The following is a 21,768-nucleotide window of genomic DNA, read 5'->3' as shown; positions in this document are numbered from 1 at the left end:
AGGCTAGTTGTCTGTCCGGAAGTATGGATGGTCGTAGTTGCGGGCTTCCTGCTCAGCTATTTGTTCGAAGTGGGTTAGCATGATTTCGCGCTCCCCGCTGTTCAGAGCTTTCACGAAAACTCCCTCCGGGGTTTCATAAACGGCATAATTGTGCTGGCCAAAAGGGTAGAGGTTGTTGCTGCGCAGGATCTGGGCCTGCGTCAGGTCTACCTGCTGCCCGCCGGTGGTGGTAATAATGTATCTGCTTTTATCCATGTCTCTTCTAATATACGGCTCAAGGTAGCACTTATTTCGTCGGCCTGGTGCAGCACCATCAGGTGCCCGCCATGCTTTATTTTGATCATGCCGGGCCTGTCATTCAGGGGGAGGATGCGGTCGCGGGTGCCGTGTATCTGTACCAGCCCCGGCAGCACCTCTTCCTGCGGCCAGGCCAGCAGTTGCCCCAGCGACCAGCGCAGCACCTTTTCGTCTATCTCCAGGATGGCGCGCTTCAGCAGTTGTTTCTCTTGCTTCGTGTGCGCCCCGAAGAACAGCGGGGCGATCGGGTGCACGCTTTGCATCAGTTTCAGTGGCATCCAGCGGTGCAGGCCGGTTCTGCCCACGACACGATAAATGGCGGGCAGGGCCTGGCGTGTGGCCAGGCTGGAGATGAGGATGGTCTTGCGCGGCCTCAGGATCTTGCTCAGCTCAATGGCCACCAGCCCGCCATAGGACATGCCGACTAAAATCGGGTCCGGATCGGTGATCTGGTCCAGTAGCCGGTGTACGTACGCGTGCAGGGGCTCGTCGATATGCTCGGGCTCTACCCACTCCACATACTGCTGGGGCACGTACTCGGGCAGCTTGAGGTACTGGAACATGCGCCAGTCGGCCCCCAGCCCGCTAATAAAGTATGCTTTGCTCATGGTATACTTGTACGATGAGAAAGATACTTGTTTTTGGGGAGAAGGGGTAGCGCAGTAAGTATGAAATTAGGCTTTTTCCTTGGCTTTACTCTAAACCGGCCAGTTCATACCGCAGGAACTGCAGGGCGTCCCGTACCGTTTCCTGCGGCAGCTCTTCCATAGGGATATGACCGGCACCAGGGTACATTATCAGCTGCGCCCCTTTTATACTTTGCTGAAAGCGTATGGCATTGGCCGCCGGTACCCAGGCATCGGCCTCGCCCCAAAGTATGAGCGTGGGTGCCTGCACCTGCGCCAGCTTGTGCAGGTTGTCTGAATCTATGGTATTCAGGCGGGCGATAAAGGCGTCTCGATTGCCCTGGCGCAGCAGCATGTCGTGGCTCAGGCTGATGGCCTGCTCGGTAAGTTTGCTGTCGTCGCCGTACACCTCGCGGAGGCTCTTCTCTACAATAAAGCGGGGTGTAATATATCTGAGCGAGTGCTTGAGCAGGGGTGTCTGTGCCAGCAGGAACGGCATGGAGATGCGCTTATCGTTGGCGTTGGTAACACCCGTTGGCGATACGAGGATAAGCTTCTGCACCCGCTCGGGGTGATCGGCGGCAAAGTCGTAGGCAATCTGCCCGCCAAGGGAGCTGCCGGCAATGTGGGCCTGCTCAATACCAAGGCTATCCAGGAAGTGCAGCAGCAGGTCCGCGTAGTACTCGATGGTGTAGGTGTCGGTGGCATTCCGGCCTGTGAGGCCAAAGCCGGGCAGGTCGAGGCGCAGCACGCGGTGGCTTTTGCTTAGTTCGGAGGCCCATCCGTCCCAGGTGTTTAATGAGGCGGCAGTACCGTGCAGCAGTACGATCGGCGTTCCTTTTCCTTCTTCGCGGTAGTGCAGGTTGGCGCCGGCTATACTTTTATACTTTGAGGCCGGGTGCTTATACTTTGCCTCCAGCTCCTGGGCAGGAATATCTGCGCGGATCATGAGCGCGGTGGCAGCCACCAGTATCAGTACTGCCGCTACAGCCATACGTCTTGCTCTGGGTTTCATAGCTTTATCGTTTAGAGACTGGTGTGAAGTATAAATTTATACTTTAAAAGTGTAATTAAGGTGGCTTTGGAGAGGTTTATTTTGGAAGTATAAAAAGCGGGCGATACCAGGAAATAGAAAGCACCAGAAGCTTATGCCCCTTGTGCTTTACGTTTAACTTGCTGGTCTTCTTCCTACTTGTCCAGATCAACCCTTGGCTGCCGCTTGGCCTCCCGGGCGTGCATGGAATCCGATTTCCAGATAGCAGACCAGCCGCCTCCGTAGGTTTCCTCTACCTTTCCTTTTACAAAACTAAGGCCGGTTACCAGGGCGCCCACCAGCATGCTGTTTACTGTGGCAGTGGTGTTGTCGTAGCCTAATACCCAGGGGGCAAGCAGCAGCCAGAGGCCCAGTGGCACGTTGTAAAGGCGCACCACACGGGTAGCTTCCCACCACGAGATGATGGCAAAGCTGGCTATCACCGGCCCTGCGATATGTTCGTTGTCAGTAATGATTTTGATATTACTATAGCCAAGTATGGCCGCCGAGGCCATAAGCCAGATGCCGAGAATTGCGTTGATAACCTGTGCCCACATAGCGCTGTGCTTTAAATTACTTTTCCCTGAACTTCCTTATAGCCCCAAAAGGCCTTCCACATCGATACCCTGGCGTCTTTTACCCGCTTCATGTACTGCAGGCTGGCCAGCATCTCGTCCATGGCCGGGCCGATCATCACCACAGAGATCAGCGCCGTGCTGAGGCAGAGGGTGCACCAGGCGTCGTACATTACCGGCTGCAGCACCACCAGCAGCACACTGACGAAACCAAGCGGCCCGACGGCCAGGCCAAATGCAATCACGATCCAGGGCATGGTGCGCCATCTGCGGATGCCCCCGATCACACCGGCTAGGGCATCCACCAGGTAGCCGATGGCTCCGAGAACCGCGTCCGGCACAGGTAGTATCTGGGAGGTTTTGGAGGTGAGGATCTTCCGGCTGCCGTTGCCGAAGAACGGCTCCCAAACGGTGTCTATTACCTTTAGCTGGAACAGGCCCAGGTAAGTGGCAATGGCAAAACCCACCAGCGCCGCGATGACGATGGGCAGGCGCTGCTGCCATGATGCGGGGTTGTAACTCCACCCGGGTGGTATAGCATCTTCCTTGCTCATATAGCTTTTTGCTGTTGTTCAGTTGGTACTACGTGAGCAGCAGGCGTGCGTTATACTTTGGCTGTATTCCGGCATGTGGTGCAAAGAAAAAGCCTGCAAATGGGTTGCAGGCTTTCTTGTAGGTAATGGCTGTGCTTAGCTTTTAACCTTCCTGAACCTGTTGCCGAACAGGTAGTATACCGGCACGCCCAGCGCCACGATGATGAGCCCCGGCCAGGTGAAAACCGGCTTGTAGATAAGCAGGATAAGGCAGATGCCGGAGGACAGCAGCACGTACAGTGCCGGGAGCACCGGATAGCCAAAGGCCTTGTAGGGGCGGGGCAGGTCCGGGCGCTTCCTGCGCAGCACGAATATCCCAATGATCGTCAGGATGTAGAACAGCATCACGGCAAACACCACGTAATCGAGCAGGTCGCCGTAGGTGCCGGTGAGGCAGAGCAGACAGGCCCACACGCACTGCAGCCACAGCGCTGCGGCCGGTACGCCGTTCTTGTTCAGGCGGCCCATTTTCTCAAAGAACAGCCCGTCTTTGGCAATAGCATAGTATACGCGTGCCCCCGAAAGGATGGCGCCATTGTTACAGCTGAAGGTAGAGATCATGATCAGGATAGCAATGGCCACGGTAGCCTGGTACCCGCCGATCACCTCGGCTGCCGCTGCAGCCACCCGGTCGTTATCAGCAAAGGTGATGCCCTGGCCCAGGGCCGTGGCGGCATCTGGGGAGCCGTGCATCGGCAGCACGAGCAGGTACACTAGGTTGATGAGCATGTATATGCCCATTACAATGGCAGAGCCGATCACCATGCTGAGCACAATGGTGCGCTTCGGGTTTACGATCTCATCGCCCGAAAAGCCAATGTTGTTCCAGGAATCGGCAGAGAAGAGGGCACCCACCATGGCCATGCCCAGGGCAGATACAAGCATTGTGCCCGTAGGCACCGGGGCGGCAGAGCCGCTCGGCCCCCAGAAGTCGGAGAAGTTCGCGGCAACAGCCGTGTCGTTCACGCCGAACAGCAGGCCGAAAATGATAAGCCCAAACAGTGCCACAAGCTTGGTGCTGCCAAAGATGTTCTGGATGAGCTTTCCGCTCTTTACACCCTTGGAATTCATGTACGTCAGGAAGATGATGCTCACTATGGTCAGCAACTGCACGGTGTTAAACTCCAGTCCTGCTACCTGCAGCAGTACATTGTCCTCGCTGAACCAGGGGATGAGCACGCCGGTGAAGCGCGCAAAGGCCATGCCCACGGCAGCAATCACGCCGGTTTGTATCACCAGGAAAAGCGTCCAGCCATAGAGGAAGGCCACCATTTTGTTGTAAGCCTCCTTCAGGTACACATACTGTCCGCCCACTTTGGGGAACATGGACGACAGCTCACCATAGCTAACGGCGCCCACCATGGTGAGAAAGCCGGAGATGAGCCACACCAGCAGCATGTAGCCGGGGCTGACGACGGTGCGGGAGATATCGGCGGTAACGATAAAGATGCCTGAGCCGATCATGCCGCCTGTTACGATCATAATGGCGTCGAAGAGGGTTATCTCGCGCTTAAAGCCGGTTTTGCCCTGCTTCTCGTCCTGTGCTTCTGTTGCTTTGGTAATGTTTTGCATAGTATGGAAAATGGGGACAAAGGTAGGGGTTTTTACCCGCTGTTATGCAACCTCGGACCTGCATGTTCCCGAGATGGTGGCGGAGTATGCCGCTTGCAGTGCAGGCTCATCTAAAAAGCCACTTTAAAGCTTTGATAGTACAGTTTGTTCGTCCTGTTTCCGGCCATGTTCACGGACAAAAAGAACATGTTGGTATAAAACAGTAGTGTTTTATGTAACAGTACTTTGTATTACATAGTACTATAGAGTAAGTTTGCAAGAACAAAATGAAGTTAAACAATTTAAATCTTACTACTATGAAAATCCTCGTTCTTATCGCCGCCTCTATGTTTGGTTTTGGTCTCGCAGTTCAGGAAACTTACAAAGTGCCACAGCCAGAAAAGAAACTTGTTTTACATGAAGCCCCTGCCGTGTTGGAGGAGCCAGTGATGGATGTGATGCTGGATACTGTAGAGATTACAGTAGAGGCTCCGGTAGCGGTTGCCAGTCGATAAGGCAACCGCGGCCGCTGGCCGTTAAGCTGTCTGCTCCAGCTGAGGAGGGTGGCAGGTGAAGAGCCAGTGGAGCGCTTCATCCCGGTGGTTAAAGTTCTGCATCTGTATGCGCGGGGTTATGCGCAAGTACAGGTCGCGGGCCGAAAGACGGCTGAACATATTATTGGAGTAAACGTGGGCCAGGTAACGCAAGCCGGCGTGTATCACCTGCGGCTGCCACTCAAACTCGAGCCAGTCGTTGGCATCCGCCCAGTCGCCGGTTACATTGGTTTTATCGTTAAGCAGCTTATCCGGACTTGGGTAAGTCTGCAACAGGGCCAGGTATACCTTAGATGCCGTGATCACATCTCCGGCAGTTATATGCCCGTTCCACTTGGCCTCAATGTAGCCTTGGTGCAACCGCAGCGTGATGAACACACTTCCTCCCGGGTTTGATAGCTGTATCGGTTTTGGCCAGGCTGCTATCTCGTTCTCAAATTCTGTTGCGTAAGGTGATGCCTTCATTAACTGGTAGTAAATACTGGTTAGCGGAAAAGGCACCCCTCAGGCTGCCTCCCACAAGCCTCCTTTTACGGGCAGTAAGTATGAATGGCTGAAATCGGGAAGAGTAAATTTAAACTCTATATTCGGAAAGTTTAATTTGTGCGCTGCGTCTCCAAAGGTCTTTCCGCTTCTTTCCACCAGCTCAGCCATGGCATTAGGAGGCCTTCGCCCGCCAGCATGCCTTGGTTTAGGCTAGGCTTGCAGCCCTATGGCGGGAGCCTGTTTCAGCAGACAGTTGGTATGCCGCCGTTAGGGGAGTAGCCCAGGTATAGCCTTGGATTATCCCTTAAAAACTTATGCGCACAGCCTTGGCATGGCCTTCCACCGGCTGGCGCTCCAGCACATCACCATCGAACCAGGCCTGTATCTGGTGCCCTTCCCGCAGATCCTCCAGCTTCAGCGCCTCGCCGGTTTCATCCTCTATCAGCGTGTGCTCGTCTATCTTCACGCTGGCGTTGGTGTAGTTGGCTTCTACGCCCTCCAGGGACTTTACCGCTACCACGGCCTTGGCTTTTCCCTCGCCTTCTTTAGAGGTGCGTTTTATATTGGTGATGTAGCCGTACACATCAGGCAACGTGTCGGGCATGCGCTTGGGCTCCTGCCGGCAGGAGAGCAGCCCGGTGGACAGCAGCAGCAGCAGGCTGAGCAGGAAGTAGATCGGTCGTCTCACTATGGTTCAGTTATGGCGTTGTTCAGAAAATCGTGGAGCGGCTTTAGCTGCCGGAGCAGCGGCGGCACCCGCTCTATAAATTGGGGCTGGATTACTTCCTCATCGCTAAAATAATGCAGCACCTGAAACCCTTTATACTTTATAAGCTCCAGTTCCGGGTGTGATCTGTCGTAGCCCCTGGGCGCGTTTCTGGTCTGCTGGCCCCTGAATCCCCCAAAAGAGGCCTTAAACCTAGGCTCATCCAGCAGTTGCTGCAGCTGACCCGGGTTGTAGTCGATCTCCTCCCGTATCAGCCCCAGTTGCCTCGCGCCGGGCTTGCGCATGCCACCCCCAACCCGCGACAGACCCCCGGGCTCCAGCACCAGCACATAGTTGGCAAACGGAGAGTGCCTGCCGCCCGGCGAGATACCCGCCCCGAAGTGTCCTTTATACGGGGCTTCCCCTTTTTTGGAGAAGTCGTTTTTGTTGATCCGGAAAAGGCACTCCTGCACAGAAACCCCTTGCAGCGAGGCATCGAACTGCTGCAGCGCTGCAAGCAGATGCTCCACCAACTCCACAAAGTATGCTTTCGCCTGCAGGTACTCCTCCCGGTGTGCGTCCATCCATACTTTGTTGTTGTGCTGCCGGAGCTGCCGAAGGAAAGAAAGTATAAAGGGAATGTTCATCAGGCAGGAGGAGCGACGTTATCGTTTGGGTGTCTTGGCGTTAAACCAGATCACCCCAATAATAATGGCTATGGCAAGTATGATGATGAGAATGAGTGTCATGGCTCTCTTGGTTAAAGTTTACGGGCGCGTGTAGTTGTGTACTAAGGCTAGCGGCCTATAGTTGCACAAGGGGGCGCAAACGACAGGGAAAACCTAAAAAGCCTGTATTCAGGCCACGCGGAGAACAGTGTCGCCCAGTAAAGCTTTGCGGATGCGGGCATCAGACTGGTAATGGGACAGAAAGTCGCCGCGGCGGCAGGTGGCCGGCTTCGGCTCTTTCATGAGCACCACTTTGGCGCGCTGCCCGACCGTAACAATGCCGATGCCACGGCGCTCGCAGGCAAGCAGCAGCTGCTTGCCCAGGTAATTGTTCCGGAAGGTGAGGCTGCTGATGGAGAGGCCCAGCCACTGCTCATCGGCGGGCGTTTTCTTCAGCTCGTCGAGCAGGTGCAGCAGATGCCGTGTGTGCAGCTGCTTCTCGGCCAGGGAGTGCAGCATGAACATGCCTGCCGCTAAGGCCACGGCAACGGCAAACCCGGCAACAAAGTAGCCCAGCCGCCATCCTGCCACCGTAATCAGCAGCAGCACAAAAAACGAGGAGGCATAGCGAAGCAGGCTCAGGCCGTTCTTCTTGTAGCGCGTCAGGATGCTGGCTATCTGAGGGGAGTTGCGGGTGTGGAGCGAAGCTACGAAAAGCGAGTTGTCCTCCTTCCGGAATGAGAAAAGCCCCTGCACCGTATGCCCCTGCCTGGTCTGTTCTTCCATATCTACCAAAATGTGTTTGGCCCCGAACTGGGCGGAGTAGTGACTGCGCAGGAAGTCGAACGCAAAGTCGTTGATGTTGCTTTCTCTTTGGCTAGGCATGTTATCTGTCACATATAGAAGTAAGGGTATGCAACACCCCTGCAGATGCATGTTTTTACGACATTACACGGGCAAGAGTTAGGGCAAAGGTACGTGGTGCTAGGAAGCTACTAAAAGATATTGGACAAACATAGTATTTAACTAATTTTTTTCCTATAATTTTTCGTGATTTTTTACTGAAAGAGGACACTTTTCGCCGGAGGCTTGCCAGGCAAGCCCTGCACGGCCGGAAGTATAGGGCAGCACAACCGCTGTCTGTTCCGTCGCTTTTGCGCTTTGTCCGCTAAGACAAAATCAGCATATTATACATCCGCAGAAATGCTTAGTTTTACAGTGCTTAGAGATTTTACTGACCCTGGCAGCCACACCAGCTGCTCAAACCTACTATGAAGATGCGCCAATCACTTGTTCGTTCGCTGTTACCGGTTCTTCTCCTGCTGCCCTTGCTGCCCCTGTTGGCACAGGCGCCCGAGAAACCCTCCGCCGCCAAAGTGCTGCAGGACCTGCAGAAGCTGAACGTGCTGGGCAACGTGCTTTACGTAGCCGCGCACCCCGACGATGAGAACACCCGCCTGATCGCCCACCTGGCCAACGAAAAGCTCTACAACACGGCCTACCTCTCCATCACGCGGGGCGATGGCGGGCAGAACCTGATCGGGCCGGAGATAAGCGAGAACCTGGGCATCATCCGTACGCAGGAGCTGCTGCAGGCGCGTCGCACCGATGGCGGGCAGCAGTTCTTTACCCGCGCCAACGACTTCGGCTACTCCAAAAATCCCGAGGAAACCTTTACCATCTGGGATAAGGAGCAGGTGCTGTCGGACATGGTATGGGTTATCCGCAAGTTCAGACCCGATGTGATGATCACCCGGTTCCCGCCTGATGAGCGCGCCGGTCACGGCCAGCACAGCGCCTCCGCCATATTGGCAGAAGAGGCCTTTAAAGCCGCCGCCGACCCGAAGCGCTTTCCGGAGCAGCTGAAGCACGTGGAAGTATGGCAGCCAAAACGGTTGCTGTGGAACACCGGAGTGTGGTCTTTTAAGAGCCAGGAAGAGTTTGAGAAGTATGGCAAGGAGCTGATGAAGATAGATGTGGGCGGCTACAACCCCTTGCTGGGTGAATCCTATGGCGAGGTGGCGGCCCGCAGCCGCAGCATGCACAAGAGCCAGGGCTTCGGGGCCGCCAGCGCACGCGGCACCAGTATAGAGTACTTGCAGCATACGGCAGGGGAGAAGGCGCAGCAGGAGCTGTTCGAAGGGATAAATACCACCTGGAGCCGGGTGAAGGGAGGCGAAAAAGTACAGCAGGCGATTCAGAAGGTTATAGACCAGTATGATCCATCCAAGCCGGCTGCTGTGGTGCCGGCACTGCTGGCCGCCAGGAAAGAGCTGCAAAAGCTGCCAGACAGCCACTGGAAGCACACTAAATCGAAGGAGCTGGAGCAGGTGCTGCAGCATACCATGGGTTTATACTTAGAAGTGACGGCCGATGACTATGCCGCCGCTCCGGGCCAGCCGGTGCAACTGCAGGTGGAGGCTATTAACCGTTCTGAGGTGCCGGTGACGCTGCAACGTATAACGTATAACTTCGCTGGCTCAGACACCACCCTCAACATCCACCTGAAAAATAACGAGCCGCTGGCGTATAGTACCCGCAAAACCTTGCCGCAACGTATGGCTTACACGCAACCTTACTGGCTGCGTGAGAAAGGTACGCTGGGCATGTTCGCCGTACAGGAGCAGCAACTGGTAGGCAAGCCCGAAAATGAGCCAGCCGCCCAGGCTACCTTTACCCTGCAGGTGGCCGGGGAGCCGTTGCAGGTGCAGGTACCGGTGGTGTACAAGCGCACCGACCCGGTGGAGGGCGAGGTGTACCGCCCGTTTGTGGTAACGCCGCCCGTGTTTGTGAACCTGCGGGAGCAGGTGCTCATGTTTGCCAACGGTGAGCCCAAGCAGGTGCAGGTGCTGGTAAAGTCCGGCAAAGAAAGTATAAAAGGCGATCTGAAGCTGGACCTGCCGAAAGGCTGGCGCACCAAGCCTGCTTCCGTGCCTTTTAATCTGGAGGCTAAAGGCGCGGAACAAAGTATAAACTTTATGGTGTATCCGCCTAAAAAGCAGGAGGAGGCCCAGCTGAAGGCCGTGGCCACGGTAGACGGGAAAGCCTATTCGCTGGGGCTGAACGAGATCAACTACAAGCATATACCGGCACAGGTTACGTTTCCGGAGGCGACGGCCCGGGTGGTGAAGCTGGACCTGCAGAAGCAGGGCGATAAGGTGGCCTACCTGATGGGGGCCGGCGACGACATACCGGCCAGTCTGCAGCAGATCGGCTACAACGTAACGCTGCTCAAAGACAGTGACATCCGCCTGAACTACCTGAAGCAGTTTGACGCGGTTATACTTGGTGTGCGCGCCTATAACACTGTCGACCGCCTCCGGTACTACCAGCCCACCTTGCTGGAATACGTGAAACAGGGCGGCAACCTGATTGTGCAGTATAACACGAGCCATGCCTTGGTAATGCCCGAGGTAGGGCCATACCCGCTCCAGCTCAGCCGCTACCGCGTGGCGGTGGAGGATGCTGCCGTGCGCCTGCTAGCCCCCAGCCACCCGGTGCTCAATACGCCAAACAAGATCACGCAAAAGGATTTTGAAGGCTGGGTGCAGGAGCGCGGCTTATACTTCCCCAGCGAGTGGAGCAAAGAATACACAGCCATACTTTCGTCTAACGACCCCGGCGAGCCTTCCCGCGACGGTGGCCTGCTGGTGGCAAAGTATGGCGAGGGCTACTACGTCTATACCGGTTATTCTTTCTTCCGGGAGCTGCCGGCCGGCGTGGCTGGTGCGTACCGCCTGTTTGCCAACATGATCTCGCTGGGAAAAAACAACCGCTCCGGCAACGCTGCCGGGTCAAGTATAAAATAGACATTAGCGTATCAGGTATCACGACACACGTAGCACGTTTTACCTGTGTATGATAAAATCATCGTGCTACTTGATACGTGCTACGAGATACGTTAAAACAATGAAGAACAACCACCCTGTAGACGAAGAGCCACCCATCCAGAAACCACCTTTCTTTAAGAGCTGGGCGGGTATGTACTGGCTGGTGCTGGGCAACCTGGCTTTCCTGATCATCCTGTTTTACATCATCACAAAACTTTACCAATGAGGCCACTCGACTGGATCGTACTGCTGGGCACACTGGGCTTTATTGTGAGCTACGGGGTGTGGAAAACGCGCGGCAGCAAAGACATTGAAGGCTACCTGAAAGGCGACAACAGCATGAAGTGGTGGACCATCGGCCTGTCCATCATGGCCACACAGGCCAGCGCCATCACCTTTCTTTCCACGCCCGGGCAGGCCTATGAGGACGGCATGCGCTTCGTGCAGTTCTACTTCGGGCTGCCCATCGCCATGGTCATCATCTCCATCACGGTGATCCCCATCTTCTACCGGCTTAAAGTATACACGGCCTACGAGTTCCTGGAGAATCGCTTCGATTTGAAGACCCGCTCGCTGGCGGCTTGCCTGTTTCTGGTGCAGCGCGGCCTGGCGGCCGGTATTACCATTTATGCGCCGGCCATCATCCTTTCCACCATGCTGGGCTGGAGCCTGACGGCTACGAACCTGATCATTGGCGTGCTGGTGATCATCTATACCATGTCTGGCGGCACCAAGGCCGTGAGCGTGACGCAGAAGCAGCAGATGGCTGTGATGATGGGCGGGATGATCGTTGCCGGTATTATGGTGGTGCGCTACCTGCCGGAGAATGTAGGGTTGGGGGATGCCGTGGCCGTGGCAGGTAAAATGGGCAAGATGAACGTGGTGGATTTCTCTTTCGACTGGAACGATCGCTATAATTTCTGGTCCGGGCTGACGGGGGGATTGTTCCTCTCGCTCTCCTACTTCGGCACCGACCAGAGCCAGGTGGCGCGTTACCTGGGCGGGAAATCCATCGCCGAAAGCCGCCTGGGGCTGTTGTTCAATGGCCTTCTCAAGATCCCGATGCAGTTCCTGATCTTGTTTATCGGGGTGATGGTGTTCGTGTTCTACCAGTTCAACCAGCCACCGGTGTTCTTTAACGAGGGCACTAAAAGCAAAGTATATGCCACAGCCCACGCCGACGAGCTCCGGGGCCTGGAGGCAAAGTATAACGACATCTTCGCGCAGAAGCAGGAGGCGGTGCAGGGCCTGGTTACTGCGCTGAAAACAGAGGACGAAGCCGCCATTGCCGCCGCCCAGACGCAGGTGAACACTTATACGTCGGCAGGCAAAGATGTACGCGAGCAGGTGAAAGGCGTCATCCAGAAAGCGGTGCCTGACGCTGAGACCAGAGATACGGACTACGTTTTCATCTCCTTTATCATGAAATACCTGCCTGCCGGGTTGGTAGGCCTGCTGCTGGCGGTAATCTTCTCTGCCGCGATGTCGTCCACCGCCTCCGAGCTGAACGCGCTGGCCTCGACCACAGTGGTGGATATCTACAAGCGCTCCGTAAAGCAGGATGGCGACCCGACGCACTACCTGAATGCCTCGCGCCTGTTCACGTTGGCATGGGGCCTTATCGCCATACTCTTTGCTACCTATGCCTCCCTGCTGGATAACCTCATACAGGCCGTGAACATCATCGGCTCCATTTTCTACGGCACGATCCTGGGCATCTTTCTGGTGGCCTTCTACTTCAAGCGCATCCAGGGCAATGCCGTGTTCTTTGCCGCTATATTGGCCGAGGCCGTTGTGCTTTACTGCCACTACTTCACCGACATCGCCTTCCTCTGGTTTAACGTGATCGGCTGCGTGGCGGTGATTCTGTTCGGGTTTATACTTCAGGGCTTGATCGGGAAGAGGAAGAAAGAGCTGGTGGCGTAGCTGTTAATCTACCCACACCTGCTTTCACCCCTCCCCTAAAAACAGGGGAGGAGAATTCAGCAGGTGTAAACCCACCCCAGCCCCTCCCAAGAGGGGAATTATACTTGTCGCTATACTTTATTGTCATCTCGAGTACTCTTGAGGCGGGAGCCGAGCAGAGCCAGCGTAGCTGTGAGAGATCTGTGCGGAATTCTAAAGAGATTTCTCCCGTAGGTCGAAATGACAGTATGGCCACGGCTATCGAACCGAACCCAGCCTTTGGGTTGAGCGCCTATGCGAGTTTTTCCGGTGACGAACGCCAGTGAGGCAGCCCGAGGCACGAGGGCAGGAAAAGTTCCCAGCGCGATGCCCGAAGACGAGGCCTCCCGGCCTGGAGGGAGCCAAAGCCAGAAATGCAACGATAGGTTTGTAAGTCTGGAGGAAGAACAGAAGCTAGTAAGAATAGCCTGTGTCAAGTTGCGGGAAGCTTCGGCTAGGAAAGTATAGCCCAAGTATAAAAGTATAAACATGGCTTACGCGGACTAGGAAGTCCGCAGCAGGCAAAGTTCCTGACAAGAATGTCCGGAACAGCAAGTATAATAAAGTATGGCTCTGTTAACCAGTCGGGTTGAAAACCCAACGAATAAAAGGACACGGGCTGCAAGCCCGCGGCAGCCGTGTTTGGAAGCATAGCTTGTGTCCAGCTACAAACAGCAGCGGCTAAAGTATAAAAAAGCCTTACCTCGGTTTCTGCGCCGCCACAATGTATACCAAACTTCCACCCGCCGACACATACTCCTCTTTCTGCAGTTTCTCCTTCAGCATAATCTTGTTGTAGAGGAGTTTCTGCCAATAGGCATCAAATTTATCTTTGTCGCCACCGCCGGCCATAAAGTAGTTCAGGTTGTCCTGGTAGTCGTAGCCCATAGCTTCGCTTTCAATCCACTGCAGCATCTGCTCCACGCGCAGCATCTTCTCCTGGGTGTCGTAGGGCGGGATGATGGAAAGGGCCTTGTCCGAGATCCACACTTTCACATCCCGCAAACCGGCTTTCAGAAAGAGGTCGGGCACCACGTCGCCAAGCGAGTTAAAGCCTTCGCCCAGGTTTTTCTTGCCTTTCTCGATGCGCAGCTTCACCTCCAGCACCTCCAGCATCGCCTCCACGTTATAATCGGTCTCGCCGTAGCGGTCGAACATGAGGTTGGGCACGAGGTTATTCGGCTCCAGGGCCACCACCCAGCCGCCCGGCTTGGTTACCCGTATCATCTCCTGGATCACGCGCTGCGGGTTTTTCACGTGGATCAGCAGCGTCTGGCAGAGCGTCACGTCAGCAATATCGTCGGGCAGGGGGATGTCGGTGGCGTTTCCCACCTTAAACTCGTAGTCGATGTTCTTGTGGCCAAACTCGCTTTGCGCCCGCTGCCGCGCCTCGGCAATGTAGCCCGGCTCGTAATCCACGCCGTATACTTTGCCGGCGTCGGGCATATATTTGGAGAACTTAAAACCCATCATGCCCTTGCCACAGCCAATATCCACCAGCGTTTGCGTGTAGGGGATATACAGGCGCTCAGCCAGCAGCTCCAGGTAATCCTCGTTCCACCAGTATTCCCGGGCGGGGCCCAGGTGCTCTTCCGAATGCTTCTTCTCTTCCAACAGGTTTATAAGTTATAGTGCCACAAAAAAGCCTCCGGAAGCATACTTACTCCCGGAGGCTTTTATACGTTAAAAGCAAAGATAGCTTTATTTCATCTTTTTCCACTCGGCAATAGCCTTCTCGTTCAGGCGAACATAATCCTGGTTATTGGCTGCCTTAGCCAGTTCCATAGATTTCTCGGCTGTTTTAACGGCGGCTTTGTAGTTCTTCAGCTGTGCCTCAATTTTAGCCTGTGCGTGCAGGTTCCAAAATTTAGGATCCTTTTCGTTGGCCTTTTTCATCCACGCATGGGCTTGTTTCAGGTCGTGGCCTTTTTCAAGGTAATAGTTCGCCGCTGCTGCATACAGGTTCGGGTTCACGTTGGTGCCTTTCACCACGTGCTCGTTTATCTGCGCCATCACTTTGCTGTCTACATCAGTTTTTACCGTGAAAGGCACCACCACATTGTCCCACATGATCTCCACATCTGCCGCATCAGCCTTAAGGTTGGCAAAGTTAATGGTGAAAGACTCTGCTTTACGCGGGTTCGGCTGCGGTTTCACCTTAAAGCGCACCAGGTCCTCGGCCTGGTTGTAGTCCTGGCCGCCATCGCCCCAGTGCTTGGTGTTTTTATGGATGATGATGGTCCACTCGTCCTTGCCCGGAATGGTGTACAGGGCATACTCGCCCGCAGGCACTTTATTTCCCTCAATGGTGACGTCCTCAGAGAATTTGATCTTGGTGGAGGCATTGGCACCAGTGCGCCATACTTGGCCGTAAGGCACCAGGTCGCCGAAAATCTGGCGATCTTTCACTGCCGGACGAGAATAGTCCACGGAGATGGTTCCCAGGCCTACGGCCTGCTCAATTTTCTGCGACGGGCTTGCAGCCGGCATTTTTATACCTTGCGCCTGTGCAGCGCCTGCGCCCAGCATAAGTGCTGCTGACAGGGCAAAGCCGATGAGTGCTTTTTTCATGGTTTTCGATTAGGTTTTAATTTGTTGATGCTGGTGTAATATTACACATTATCTTAAAATTTAACCAGTAGTGCACCCATGATTGCGGAGCTACTGGCCATTGTTTGTGGCGCTGTTTTTTATTCTCTCCGAAGTTTTATACCTTAGCAAAAGTACACGGGGTGCTTGACGACTATAATGTCCTCAGGCTGAGATGATACCCGCAACCTGATCTGGATAATGCCAGCGTAGGAATTGTAACCTCATGGGGTACTTTGCACAAGTATATTCCCTTCTTCCTATCTGCCTTAAACAGTCAGGCTATTTTATAACGCTAAAATACCTGCTGTGAGCAATCTGCAACAACAAAAATTCGACCTGGTAACCCGCGACCTGCGCAAGTGGCAGGGCCGCGAAGAATGGTTTTTTAACCGCGACCACACCGACACCTACGAACTCTGGTATGAGGGCCGCTACAAGCGCGCCGAAGTATGGCAGAAAAAGGTGATCGGTCAGCTAATCAAGAAAGATGAACGTGTAAAGACACTGCTGGAGTTTGGCTGCGGCACCACCCGCTTTACCCGCTGGTGGAAGGAAATCGGGATAGAGGCAAGTGGCGGCGACATCTCGCCTTTTATGCTGGGGCAGGGCGTGCATCTGTTCGACGGCGACCTGGTGCTGGCCGACTCCCACCACATGCCGTTCAAGGATCATACCTTTGATGCCCTGGCCTTTATCACCACCTTTGAGTACTACAAAGACCCCGTGAAGGTGATTCGGGAGGCGGCGCGCGTGGGCAAGTATGGCATTGTGTTCGGCATGATGAACCGCAACTCCCCGAAGGTAGTCAGAAGAAGGGTGCAGGAGATGTTCGGCAAAAATCCTTTCTACGTTACGGCCACTTTTTACACGCCCAAAAAGCTGCTGGCGGTGATAGCGGAAGCCTTACAAGGGAGAGACTATACGATAGAATGGACCGCAACCGGCCTGCCCCAGTGGTTCCCGGTACAGCAGTGGCACCAGCCCTATGGCGATTTCTTTGGTATGTACGTACGCCTAAACGATGCGATATGAGCGCCTTTGACGACAACTCCGGAAAGCTGGCCGTTGCCACTTTTAAAGAGGTGCTGTTGCCGCAAAGCGGGGCGCAGCGGGAGGAGGTGCTGGTTGGCCCCCGGTTTGGGGTAGATACGGCTGTTATTGATTTGGGCAATAATCTCGGAATGGCTGTGTCGAGCGATCCGCTTTCCCTTATACCTTCCATCGGGCTGAAGGAGTCGGCCTGGCTGTCGGTGCATTTGCTGGCCAATGACATGGCTTCTACGGGCTTTGCTCCCATGTATGCGCAGTTTGTGCTCAACCTGCCCACCAGCCTTTCCCTGGAGGCATTCAGGGAGTACTGGGGGTATATGCATCAGTTTTGCCAGGAGATAGGCGTAGCCATTACCGGAGGCCATACAGGGCAGATCGAAGGCCAGAACTCCACCATTTCGGGTGGCGGTACCATGTTTCTGACGGCTCCTCTAAACGAGATACTGACGAGCGACAAGGCCGAGCCAGGAGATATACTTGTCGTCACGAAAGAAACCGCCCTTGTCTCCTCTTCTATCCTGGCCATGAGCTTTCCGGAAACGGTGAAGAACAAACTGGGCTGTGAAGTATGGGAGAATGGGTGCGAGAACTTCTTTCAAACTTCCTCGCTGCCCGATGCCCTGGCTGCCAGGGAGGTGCTCAAAAGCAATACGGAGCTGAAAGCCATGCACGATGTGACAGAGGGCGGCGTCGTAGGGGCTATCTGCGAGATGGCGAATGCCTCCGGCTGTGGCTTCAGAATCTATAACGATGCTCTTCCGGCAGGAGAAGCACAGCTCCAGATAACCCGGCTGTTCGGCATCGACCACCGCTTCTGTGTTGGTGCCGGCTCTATGGTGATGGCTGTAAAGCCAGGGAAAGAGCAGGAGCTTATCTGTCACCTAGCTGCCAAATCCATCAAGGCAACGGTAGTCGGCGAAATGCTGCCGCGGGAAGCAGGTTTCAGGGTGGTGGAGAATAGCGAAGAGAACAAGTTATCCTTCGATGGGAAAGATCCTTATTGGGGGGCATTTTTTAAAGCGCTGAAAGCAGGGTGGAAATGAGAGAGAATAGCAAAATTACCAGTGGAATTTACCTCGTACTGGACCCAAGCATAAACCAGGTGGTGCTGCTACAAAAGGTGCAGGAAGCCTTGGAAGGCGGCGTGAGCGCACTGCAGATCTGGAATAACTGGCCAGCTGACTACAGCGCTGCTGATAAAAAAGCCCTCATCAAAGATTTAGTCGATCTTGCCGGTGCTTATCAGGTGCCTTTGTTGATAAACGAAGAGTGGGAGTTGCTGAAAGACACGGAACTGTCGGGTGTTCATTTTGATGATATTCCGGAGAACCTTGAAGGCATGAAAGCTGCAGTTGGGCGAGATTTTATCACCGGAATTACCTGCAGCAACAACCTGGACGTGATACGCTGGGCCACCGAAAATCAACTCGACTATGTATCCTTCTGTGCGGTGTTTCCTTCGTCCTCGGCGGGCAGCTGTGAGCTAGTACGACCGGAAACGATCAGGGAAGCCAGAGAAATGACACAGATGCCGCTCTTTCTGTCCGGCGGCATCACAACAGAAAACATGCTTGCGCTAAAAGAGCTGGACTTTGACGGGGTGGCGGTTATCTCCGGTATTCTGAACGCCGCTTCTGCCAGGGAGTCCGCTGCGGCCTATCATCACGCTTTAAACAAGTATAAAACATGAATGCATCGCTCTTAAATAAACTGTGCTGCCCCATAGACAAGCACGATCTTAACATACAGATTTTTGTAAAGGACGAAAACGGGGAAATTAAGGAAGGCCTGTTAACCTGCCCCGCGTGCAGGAGGTATTACCCTGTTGTATACGGTATCCCGATTATGACACCAGACGAGTACAGGGAAAAAGCGCTGGAGGAGCCCATTTTGAAAAAGTGGGGCCTTGAATTAGAAGAAGGGGTGGCAAAGAAGCTCCTGCTAAAAGAATAGGAACCGTATGTCCCCCGTCAGAAGCTGCGCCCCACGCTCAGGCCGAAACGGGGCACCACCGCAAGGCCTGGTGTGTCGGATTTATTCTCCGGGGATACAAACGGTGTAACCGCCAGCCTGACCACCAGCCCCCCGCGCGGGTCCTGGTAGCGGAAACCTACGCGGGCAAAATACATGTTCTGCATCAGGTCCGGGTGGTCGGTAAAGCGGCGGGTGTACCCCAGACCGAATTCCACATGATTCTGCGTGCCGCCCACCATGCCCAGGGCCTCCACCGGCACGATGGGGTAGACGCCTGGCTCCCCTTCCTGAAAGAAGAGGTTGGTGCCGATGCCCGCCCGCACGGCAGCCTTAAAGCTATAGCGCTGGTAGACGATTCGGTCGAGGTTGAGGGAGTAGGTATCGGAAGAGCCGCTGATTTCCAGGTAATAGGCGTTGCGGGCCGTAAAGGTGCCGGGGGACCGCTGTGCCTGCGCCAGGCCTGCCAGCAGCAGCAACGAAAGCAGCAAGCAATACTTCAGGGTGAGTTTAGGAATAGGGTGCATTAGGGCCGCTTCTTCAAAAATATGGCCTAAAGTATATCTATAAAACATAAAATCCTACTGCAGCCAGCGCCACAGCAGGATTTTATACTTTGTTTGCTGGATTATTCCTTAGCTTAATTCGAACTGCAGCCGCAGGAGGTTGGCGTACATGCCATCCGGGTTCACCGACAGCACTTCGTGTGGGCCTTCCTCCACAATCTCTCCGTTCTCGATCACCAGGATCTTATCCACCTTCCGGATGGTGGCCAGGCGGTGGGCGATCACGATGGTGGTACGGCCTTTCATCAGCTCGTCCATGGCCTGCTGCACCAGGTGCTCTGACTCGGAGTCGAGGGCGCTGGTGGCCTCGTCCAGTATAAGTATGGCAGGGTTCTTCAGGATGGCCCGGGCAATGGCCACACGCTGCCGCTGGCCTCCGGAGAGCTTAATGCCGCGCTCGCCCACCAGGGTATCAAATCCTTCCGGGAAGGACACGATAAAGTCGTAGGCATTGGCTTTGCGGGCCGCCTCGATGATCTCAGCCTCCGAGGCTTCCGGGCGGCCATAGGCAATGTTCTCGCGAATAGTGCCCCCGAACAGCAGCACCTCCTGCGGCACCACCCCAATGTTTCCGCGCAGCTCGGTCATGTTGATGTGGCGGATATCGTGGTCGTCCACCGTTATACTTCCCCCCGAAAGGTCGTAATAGCGCATCAACAGCTGGATGATGGTAGACTTGCCGGCGCCGCTGGGACCTACCAGCGCGACTTTCTCGCCGGCTCTCACGGTAAAGCTAATATCGCGCAGCACCTGTAAGTCGGGGCGGGTAGGGTAGGAGAAAGCCACATTCCGATAGCTGATGTCTCCGTTCATGCGCGGTATCTGGCTCAGGGCCTTTATACTTTTATCGGTCGGCTCTTCCTCTTCCTGAAGTATTTCCAGAATGCGCTCCGTGGCCCCTAGTGCGGCTTGCACCTTGCCGTAAAGATCTCCCAGGCCGCCCACAGAAGCGCCTATAAACACCGTATAAAGGACAAAGGATACCAAGTCGCCCTGCGCGATATCGCCGTTGGCCACGAGCGTGACACCATACCAGATCACCAGGATGATACCTCCAAAAAGGCCCACGATGATGAACGTGATGAAGGCGCCACGATAATAAGCCCCTTTTATGGCTGTTTTTACAGCTTTGTCCAAGGTAGTCCTGTAGCGCCCTACCTCGAACATCTCGTTGGTAAAGGCCTTCACGGTATTGATCGCCTGGAGCGTCTCTTCTACAATCACGTTCGTGTTGGCCAGCTCGTCCTGTGTTTTCCTGGAAAGCATCTTAATCTTGCGGCCAAATACCAGCGCCAGCGCCACCAGCACCGGAAAGGTGGCCAGCATGAACAGCGATAGCTTGATGGAGGTCCACATGATGACGATGACACCGACGATGAGCGTGGTGATCTGGCGGAAGAGCTCGGCCAGGGTGATGGACATGGCATCCTGCACCTGCGCCACATCCGTGGTGATGCGACTGGTGATCTCGCCCACGCGGCGTTTCTCATAAAAAGAGATAGGCAGCTGCACAAATTTGCTGTAGAGGTCGCGGCGGATGTTGGCCACGGCATTCTCGCTCACCTGCGCAAAAAAGTATACCCTGCAGAAGGAGAAGATGCCCTGCAGCAGGATAACGGCAAAAAGCCCCATAGCGATCAGGTTGATGTCCTGGAGCGGGCTGTTGGCATCGTTGGTGGAGGAGTCAAATAGCTTGCCCACCAGGTAAGGGAAGGCCATCATGGTAAGGCTGGACAACGCCAAAAACACAAGGCCGGTGATGAATTTATACTTGTAGGGAAGTACGTAGCCAAAAATCTGGAGGCCACGGCGAAAACTCTCTTTGGTAATCTTCTTTCTGCCTTCTTTATCCTGTTCGCCGCTAGACCCGAATCCGCGTTTTGCCATTAATTATACGCTGCTTAAAATGTGTAATGGCCTGGCCGGCTATCTGCCTCCGGCTTGCCTGTAAGGTACAGTGGTATAACAGCTAAACCCGCTATATGATGCCACCTCCCCGCAAAATATTGCAAAGGTAAGCAATATGTAGGAAAGTATAGGTGGTTTGTGGTGGATCGACTGTTGCGTTCGTTAGGATAGCGTGCGTAATTGCACTGAATCGCTTCCGGGCTCCTGGTAGACACCTGTAATATAGGTTGGCGCAGGTCTCTTAGGCTGATTCCTGTGGATGAACTCAGGTTTGTGGCTCGGCTGGCTTGAAAGCTAGGCTTTATACTTCAGTTTATACTTGCTCGTTTATACTCTATACTATCGCTGGCGCGGGTTTGCAACCCGTGCCTTCTATGATGTCAGGTTTGTAACCCGACTGGCTAGCAGAACCATAATACTTTTATACTTCATTCTTCCGCTGGCGCAAGCGTCCGCTTGCGCCTTTTTCTACTTGAGCTATACTTCATTGTACTTGCATAGCCACTGCTTCCTTCAGCTTGTCACAAGCTATCCTTGCTAGCTGCTGTTCATCCTAGGCTTTACAACCAACTTGTTTCATCTCTTGCTTTGTTACTCTCAAGCCCGAGAGGGCTCGTCCTCGGGCATCGCGCTGGGAGCTTTTCCTGCCCTCGTACCTCGGGCTGCCTCACTCTCGTTCGGCACCGGAAAAACTCGCATAGGCGCTCAACCCAAGGACTGGGAATCGTTCGATAGCCTCCGCCAACAGAGCTTGAACCAAGTCCCCCTTCGAAGGGGGTAGGGGGATGATAATCGCATACTGAACAAGGAATAGGAAC

At 54.6% G+C, this 21,768-nt stretch carries 22 protein-coding genes and 1 riboswitch; of the genes, 8 read left to right on the top strand and 14 right to left on the bottom strand.

Annotated elements, in window-relative coordinates; genetic code table 11:
* Positions 1-3: 3 nt before the first annotated feature.
* From OH144_RS12870 to OH144_RS12845, 6 genes are all read right to left on the bottom strand, one after another.
* A complete protein-coding gene (locus OH144_RS12870) occupies positions 4-255 on the bottom strand; it encodes a hypothetical protein (RefSeq protein ID WP_266202651.1) in 252 nt (83 codons plus the stop codon).
* Positions 207-905, bottom strand: a complete 699-nt coding sequence (locus OH144_RS12865; protein ID WP_266202650.1) for an alpha/beta hydrolase — start codon at positions 903-905, stop codon at positions 207-209. Before OH144_RS12865 ends, OH144_RS12870 begins: the two co-directional genes overlap by 49 nt.
* Before the next feature lie 85 nt (positions 906-990).
* Positions 991-1,938 carry an alpha/beta fold hydrolase gene (locus tag OH144_RS12860; protein WP_266202649.1) on the bottom strand — a complete coding sequence of 316 codons (948 nt, stop codon included), beginning with the start codon at positions 1,936-1,938 and terminating at the stop codon, positions 991-993.
* Between the two features lie 173 nt (positions 1,939-2,111).
* Positions 2,112-2,513: an SPW repeat protein gene (locus OH144_RS12855; RefSeq protein ID WP_266202648.1), complete on the bottom strand. Its 402-nt coding sequence runs from the start codon at positions 2,511-2,513 to the stop codon at positions 2,112-2,114.
* A gap of 11 nt (positions 2,514-2,524) precedes the next feature.
* Positions 2,525-3,085, bottom strand: coding sequence for a vitamin K epoxide reductase family protein (locus tag OH144_RS12850; protein ID WP_266202647.1), 561 nt, complete (start codon positions 3,083-3,085; stop codon positions 2,525-2,527).
* 135 nt (positions 3,086-3,220) lie between these two features.
* Entirely contained in the window at positions 3,221-4,696 is a 1,476-nt protein-coding gene (locus OH144_RS12845) for an APC family permease (protein WP_266202646.1), read from the bottom strand.
* A gap of 296 nt (positions 4,697-4,992) precedes the next feature.
* On the opposite strand from OH144_RS12845, the gene OH144_RS12840 reads away from it, so the two are divergent.
* The gene (locus tag OH144_RS12840; RefSeq protein WP_266202645.1) at positions 4,993-5,190 is read left to right on the top strand and encodes a hypothetical protein; all 198 of its coding nucleotides are present in this window, start codon (positions 4,993-4,995) and stop codon (positions 5,188-5,190) included.
* A gap of 21 nt (positions 5,191-5,211) precedes the next feature.
* On the opposite strand, the gene OH144_RS12835 is transcribed toward OH144_RS12840, so the two are convergent.
* From OH144_RS12835 to OH144_RS12820, 4 genes are all read right to left on the bottom strand, one after another.
* Positions 5,212-5,694, bottom strand: coding sequence for a hypothetical protein (locus OH144_RS12835; protein ID WP_266202644.1), 483 nt, complete (start codon positions 5,692-5,694; stop codon positions 5,212-5,214).
* Positions 5,695-6,019: 325 nt separating this feature from the next.
* Complete coding sequence (locus tag OH144_RS12830) at positions 6,020-6,403, bottom strand: DUF3221 domain-containing protein (RefSeq protein ID WP_266202643.1); 384 nt, start codon at positions 6,401-6,403, stop codon at positions 6,020-6,022.
* Positions 6,403-7,068: a DUF2461 domain-containing protein gene (locus OH144_RS12825; RefSeq protein ID WP_266202642.1), complete on the bottom strand. Its 666-nt coding sequence runs from the start codon at positions 7,066-7,068 to the stop codon at positions 6,403-6,405. The genes OH144_RS12830 and OH144_RS12825 overlap by 1 nt, the downstream gene beginning before the upstream one ends.
* Positions 7,069-7,278: 210 nt before the next feature.
* The gene (locus OH144_RS12820; RefSeq protein ID WP_266202641.1) at positions 7,279-7,974 is read right to left on the bottom strand and encodes a hypothetical protein; all 696 of its coding nucleotides are present in this window, start codon (positions 7,972-7,974) and stop codon (positions 7,279-7,281) included.
* A gap of 392 nt (positions 7,975-8,366) precedes the next feature.
* Between OH144_RS12820 and OH144_RS12815 the strand changes: the two genes are divergently transcribed.
* The 3 genes from OH144_RS12815 (at position 8,367) to OH144_RS12805 (ending at position 12,845) form a co-directional block, all read left to right on the top strand.
* Positions 8,367-10,898 (top strand): PIG-L family deacetylase, encoded by a 2,532-nt coding sequence (locus tag OH144_RS12815; RefSeq protein WP_266202640.1) that lies wholly within the window; start codon positions 8,367-8,369, stop codon positions 10,896-10,898.
* Positions 10,899-10,998: 100 nt separating this feature from the next.
* Entirely contained in the window at positions 10,999-11,145 is a 147-nt protein-coding gene (locus OH144_RS12810) for a hypothetical protein (RefSeq protein WP_266202639.1), read from the top strand.
* The gene (locus OH144_RS12805) at positions 11,142-12,845 is read left to right on the top strand and encodes a sodium:solute symporter (protein WP_266202638.1); all 1,704 of its coding nucleotides are present in this window, start codon (positions 11,142-11,144) and stop codon (positions 12,843-12,845) included. The genes OH144_RS12810 and OH144_RS12805 overlap by 4 nt, the downstream gene beginning before the upstream one ends.
* A gap of 717 nt (positions 12,846-13,562) precedes the next feature.
* Here OH144_RS12805 and OH144_RS12800 read toward each other — a convergent pair.
* Both OH144_RS12800 and OH144_RS12795 read right to left on the bottom strand, forming a co-directional pair.
* Positions 13,563-14,477 carry a class I SAM-dependent methyltransferase gene (locus tag OH144_RS12800; RefSeq protein ID WP_266202637.1) on the bottom strand — a complete coding sequence of 305 codons (915 nt, stop codon included), beginning with the start codon at positions 14,475-14,477 and terminating at the stop codon, positions 13,563-13,565.
* A gap of 87 nt (positions 14,478-14,564) precedes the next feature.
* A complete protein-coding gene (locus OH144_RS12795; RefSeq protein WP_266202636.1) occupies positions 14,565-15,434 on the bottom strand; it encodes a DUF2911 domain-containing protein in 870 nt (289 codons plus the stop codon).
* A 147-nt stretch (positions 15,435-15,581) separates the two neighbouring features.
* Positions 15,582-15,686, top strand: a riboswitch (TPP riboswitch).
* Positions 15,687-15,761: 75 nt separating this feature from the next.
* Between OH144_RS12795 and OH144_RS12790 the strand changes: the two genes are divergently transcribed.
* Genes OH144_RS12790 through OH144_RS12775 form a run of 4 tightly spaced genes read left to right on the top strand, consistent with a single transcriptional unit; the run spans position 15,762 to position 18,458 of the window.
* Entirely contained in the window at positions 15,762-16,487 is a 726-nt protein-coding gene (locus tag OH144_RS12790; protein ID WP_266202635.1) for a class I SAM-dependent methyltransferase, read from the top strand.
* Positions 16,484-17,548 carry an AIR synthase-related protein gene (locus tag OH144_RS12785; protein ID WP_266202634.1) on the top strand — a complete coding sequence of 355 codons (1,065 nt, stop codon included), beginning with the start codon at positions 16,484-16,486 and terminating at the stop codon, positions 17,546-17,548. The genes OH144_RS12790 and OH144_RS12785 overlap by 4 nt, the downstream gene beginning before the upstream one ends.
* A complete protein-coding gene (locus OH144_RS12780; protein WP_266202633.1) occupies positions 17,545-18,195 on the top strand; it encodes a thiamine phosphate synthase in 651 nt (216 codons plus the stop codon). The genes OH144_RS12785 and OH144_RS12780 overlap by 4 nt, the downstream gene beginning before the upstream one ends.
* Positions 18,192-18,458 (top strand): Trm112 family protein, encoded by a 267-nt coding sequence (locus tag OH144_RS12775; RefSeq protein ID WP_266202632.1) that lies wholly within the window; start codon positions 18,192-18,194, stop codon positions 18,456-18,458. The genes OH144_RS12780 and OH144_RS12775 overlap by 4 nt, the downstream gene beginning before the upstream one ends.
* A gap of 17 nt (positions 18,459-18,475) precedes the next feature.
* Here OH144_RS12775 and OH144_RS12770 read toward each other — a convergent pair whose 3' ends face one another.
* Together OH144_RS12770 and OH144_RS12765 are read right to left on the bottom strand one after the other, a co-directional pair.
* Positions 18,476-19,003 (bottom strand): hypothetical protein, encoded by a 528-nt coding sequence (locus OH144_RS12770; protein WP_266202631.1) that lies wholly within the window; start codon positions 19,001-19,003, stop codon positions 18,476-18,478.
* A 108-nt stretch (positions 19,004-19,111) separates the two neighbouring features.
* Complete coding sequence (locus OH144_RS12765) at positions 19,112-20,929, bottom strand: ABC transporter ATP-binding protein (protein ID WP_266202629.1); 1,818 nt, start codon at positions 20,927-20,929, stop codon at positions 19,112-19,114.
* Positions 20,930-21,768 lie beyond the last annotated feature (839 nt).

It is taken from the genome of Pontibacter kalidii (assembly GCF_026278245.1).
GTDB classification, from domain to species: Bacteria; Bacteroidota; Bacteroidia; order Cytophagales; family Hymenobacteraceae; genus Pontibacter; species Pontibacter kalidii.
The sequence above is the reverse complement of the archived record's forward strand: the minus strand, read 5'-3'. Positions and strand labels throughout refer to the sequence as shown.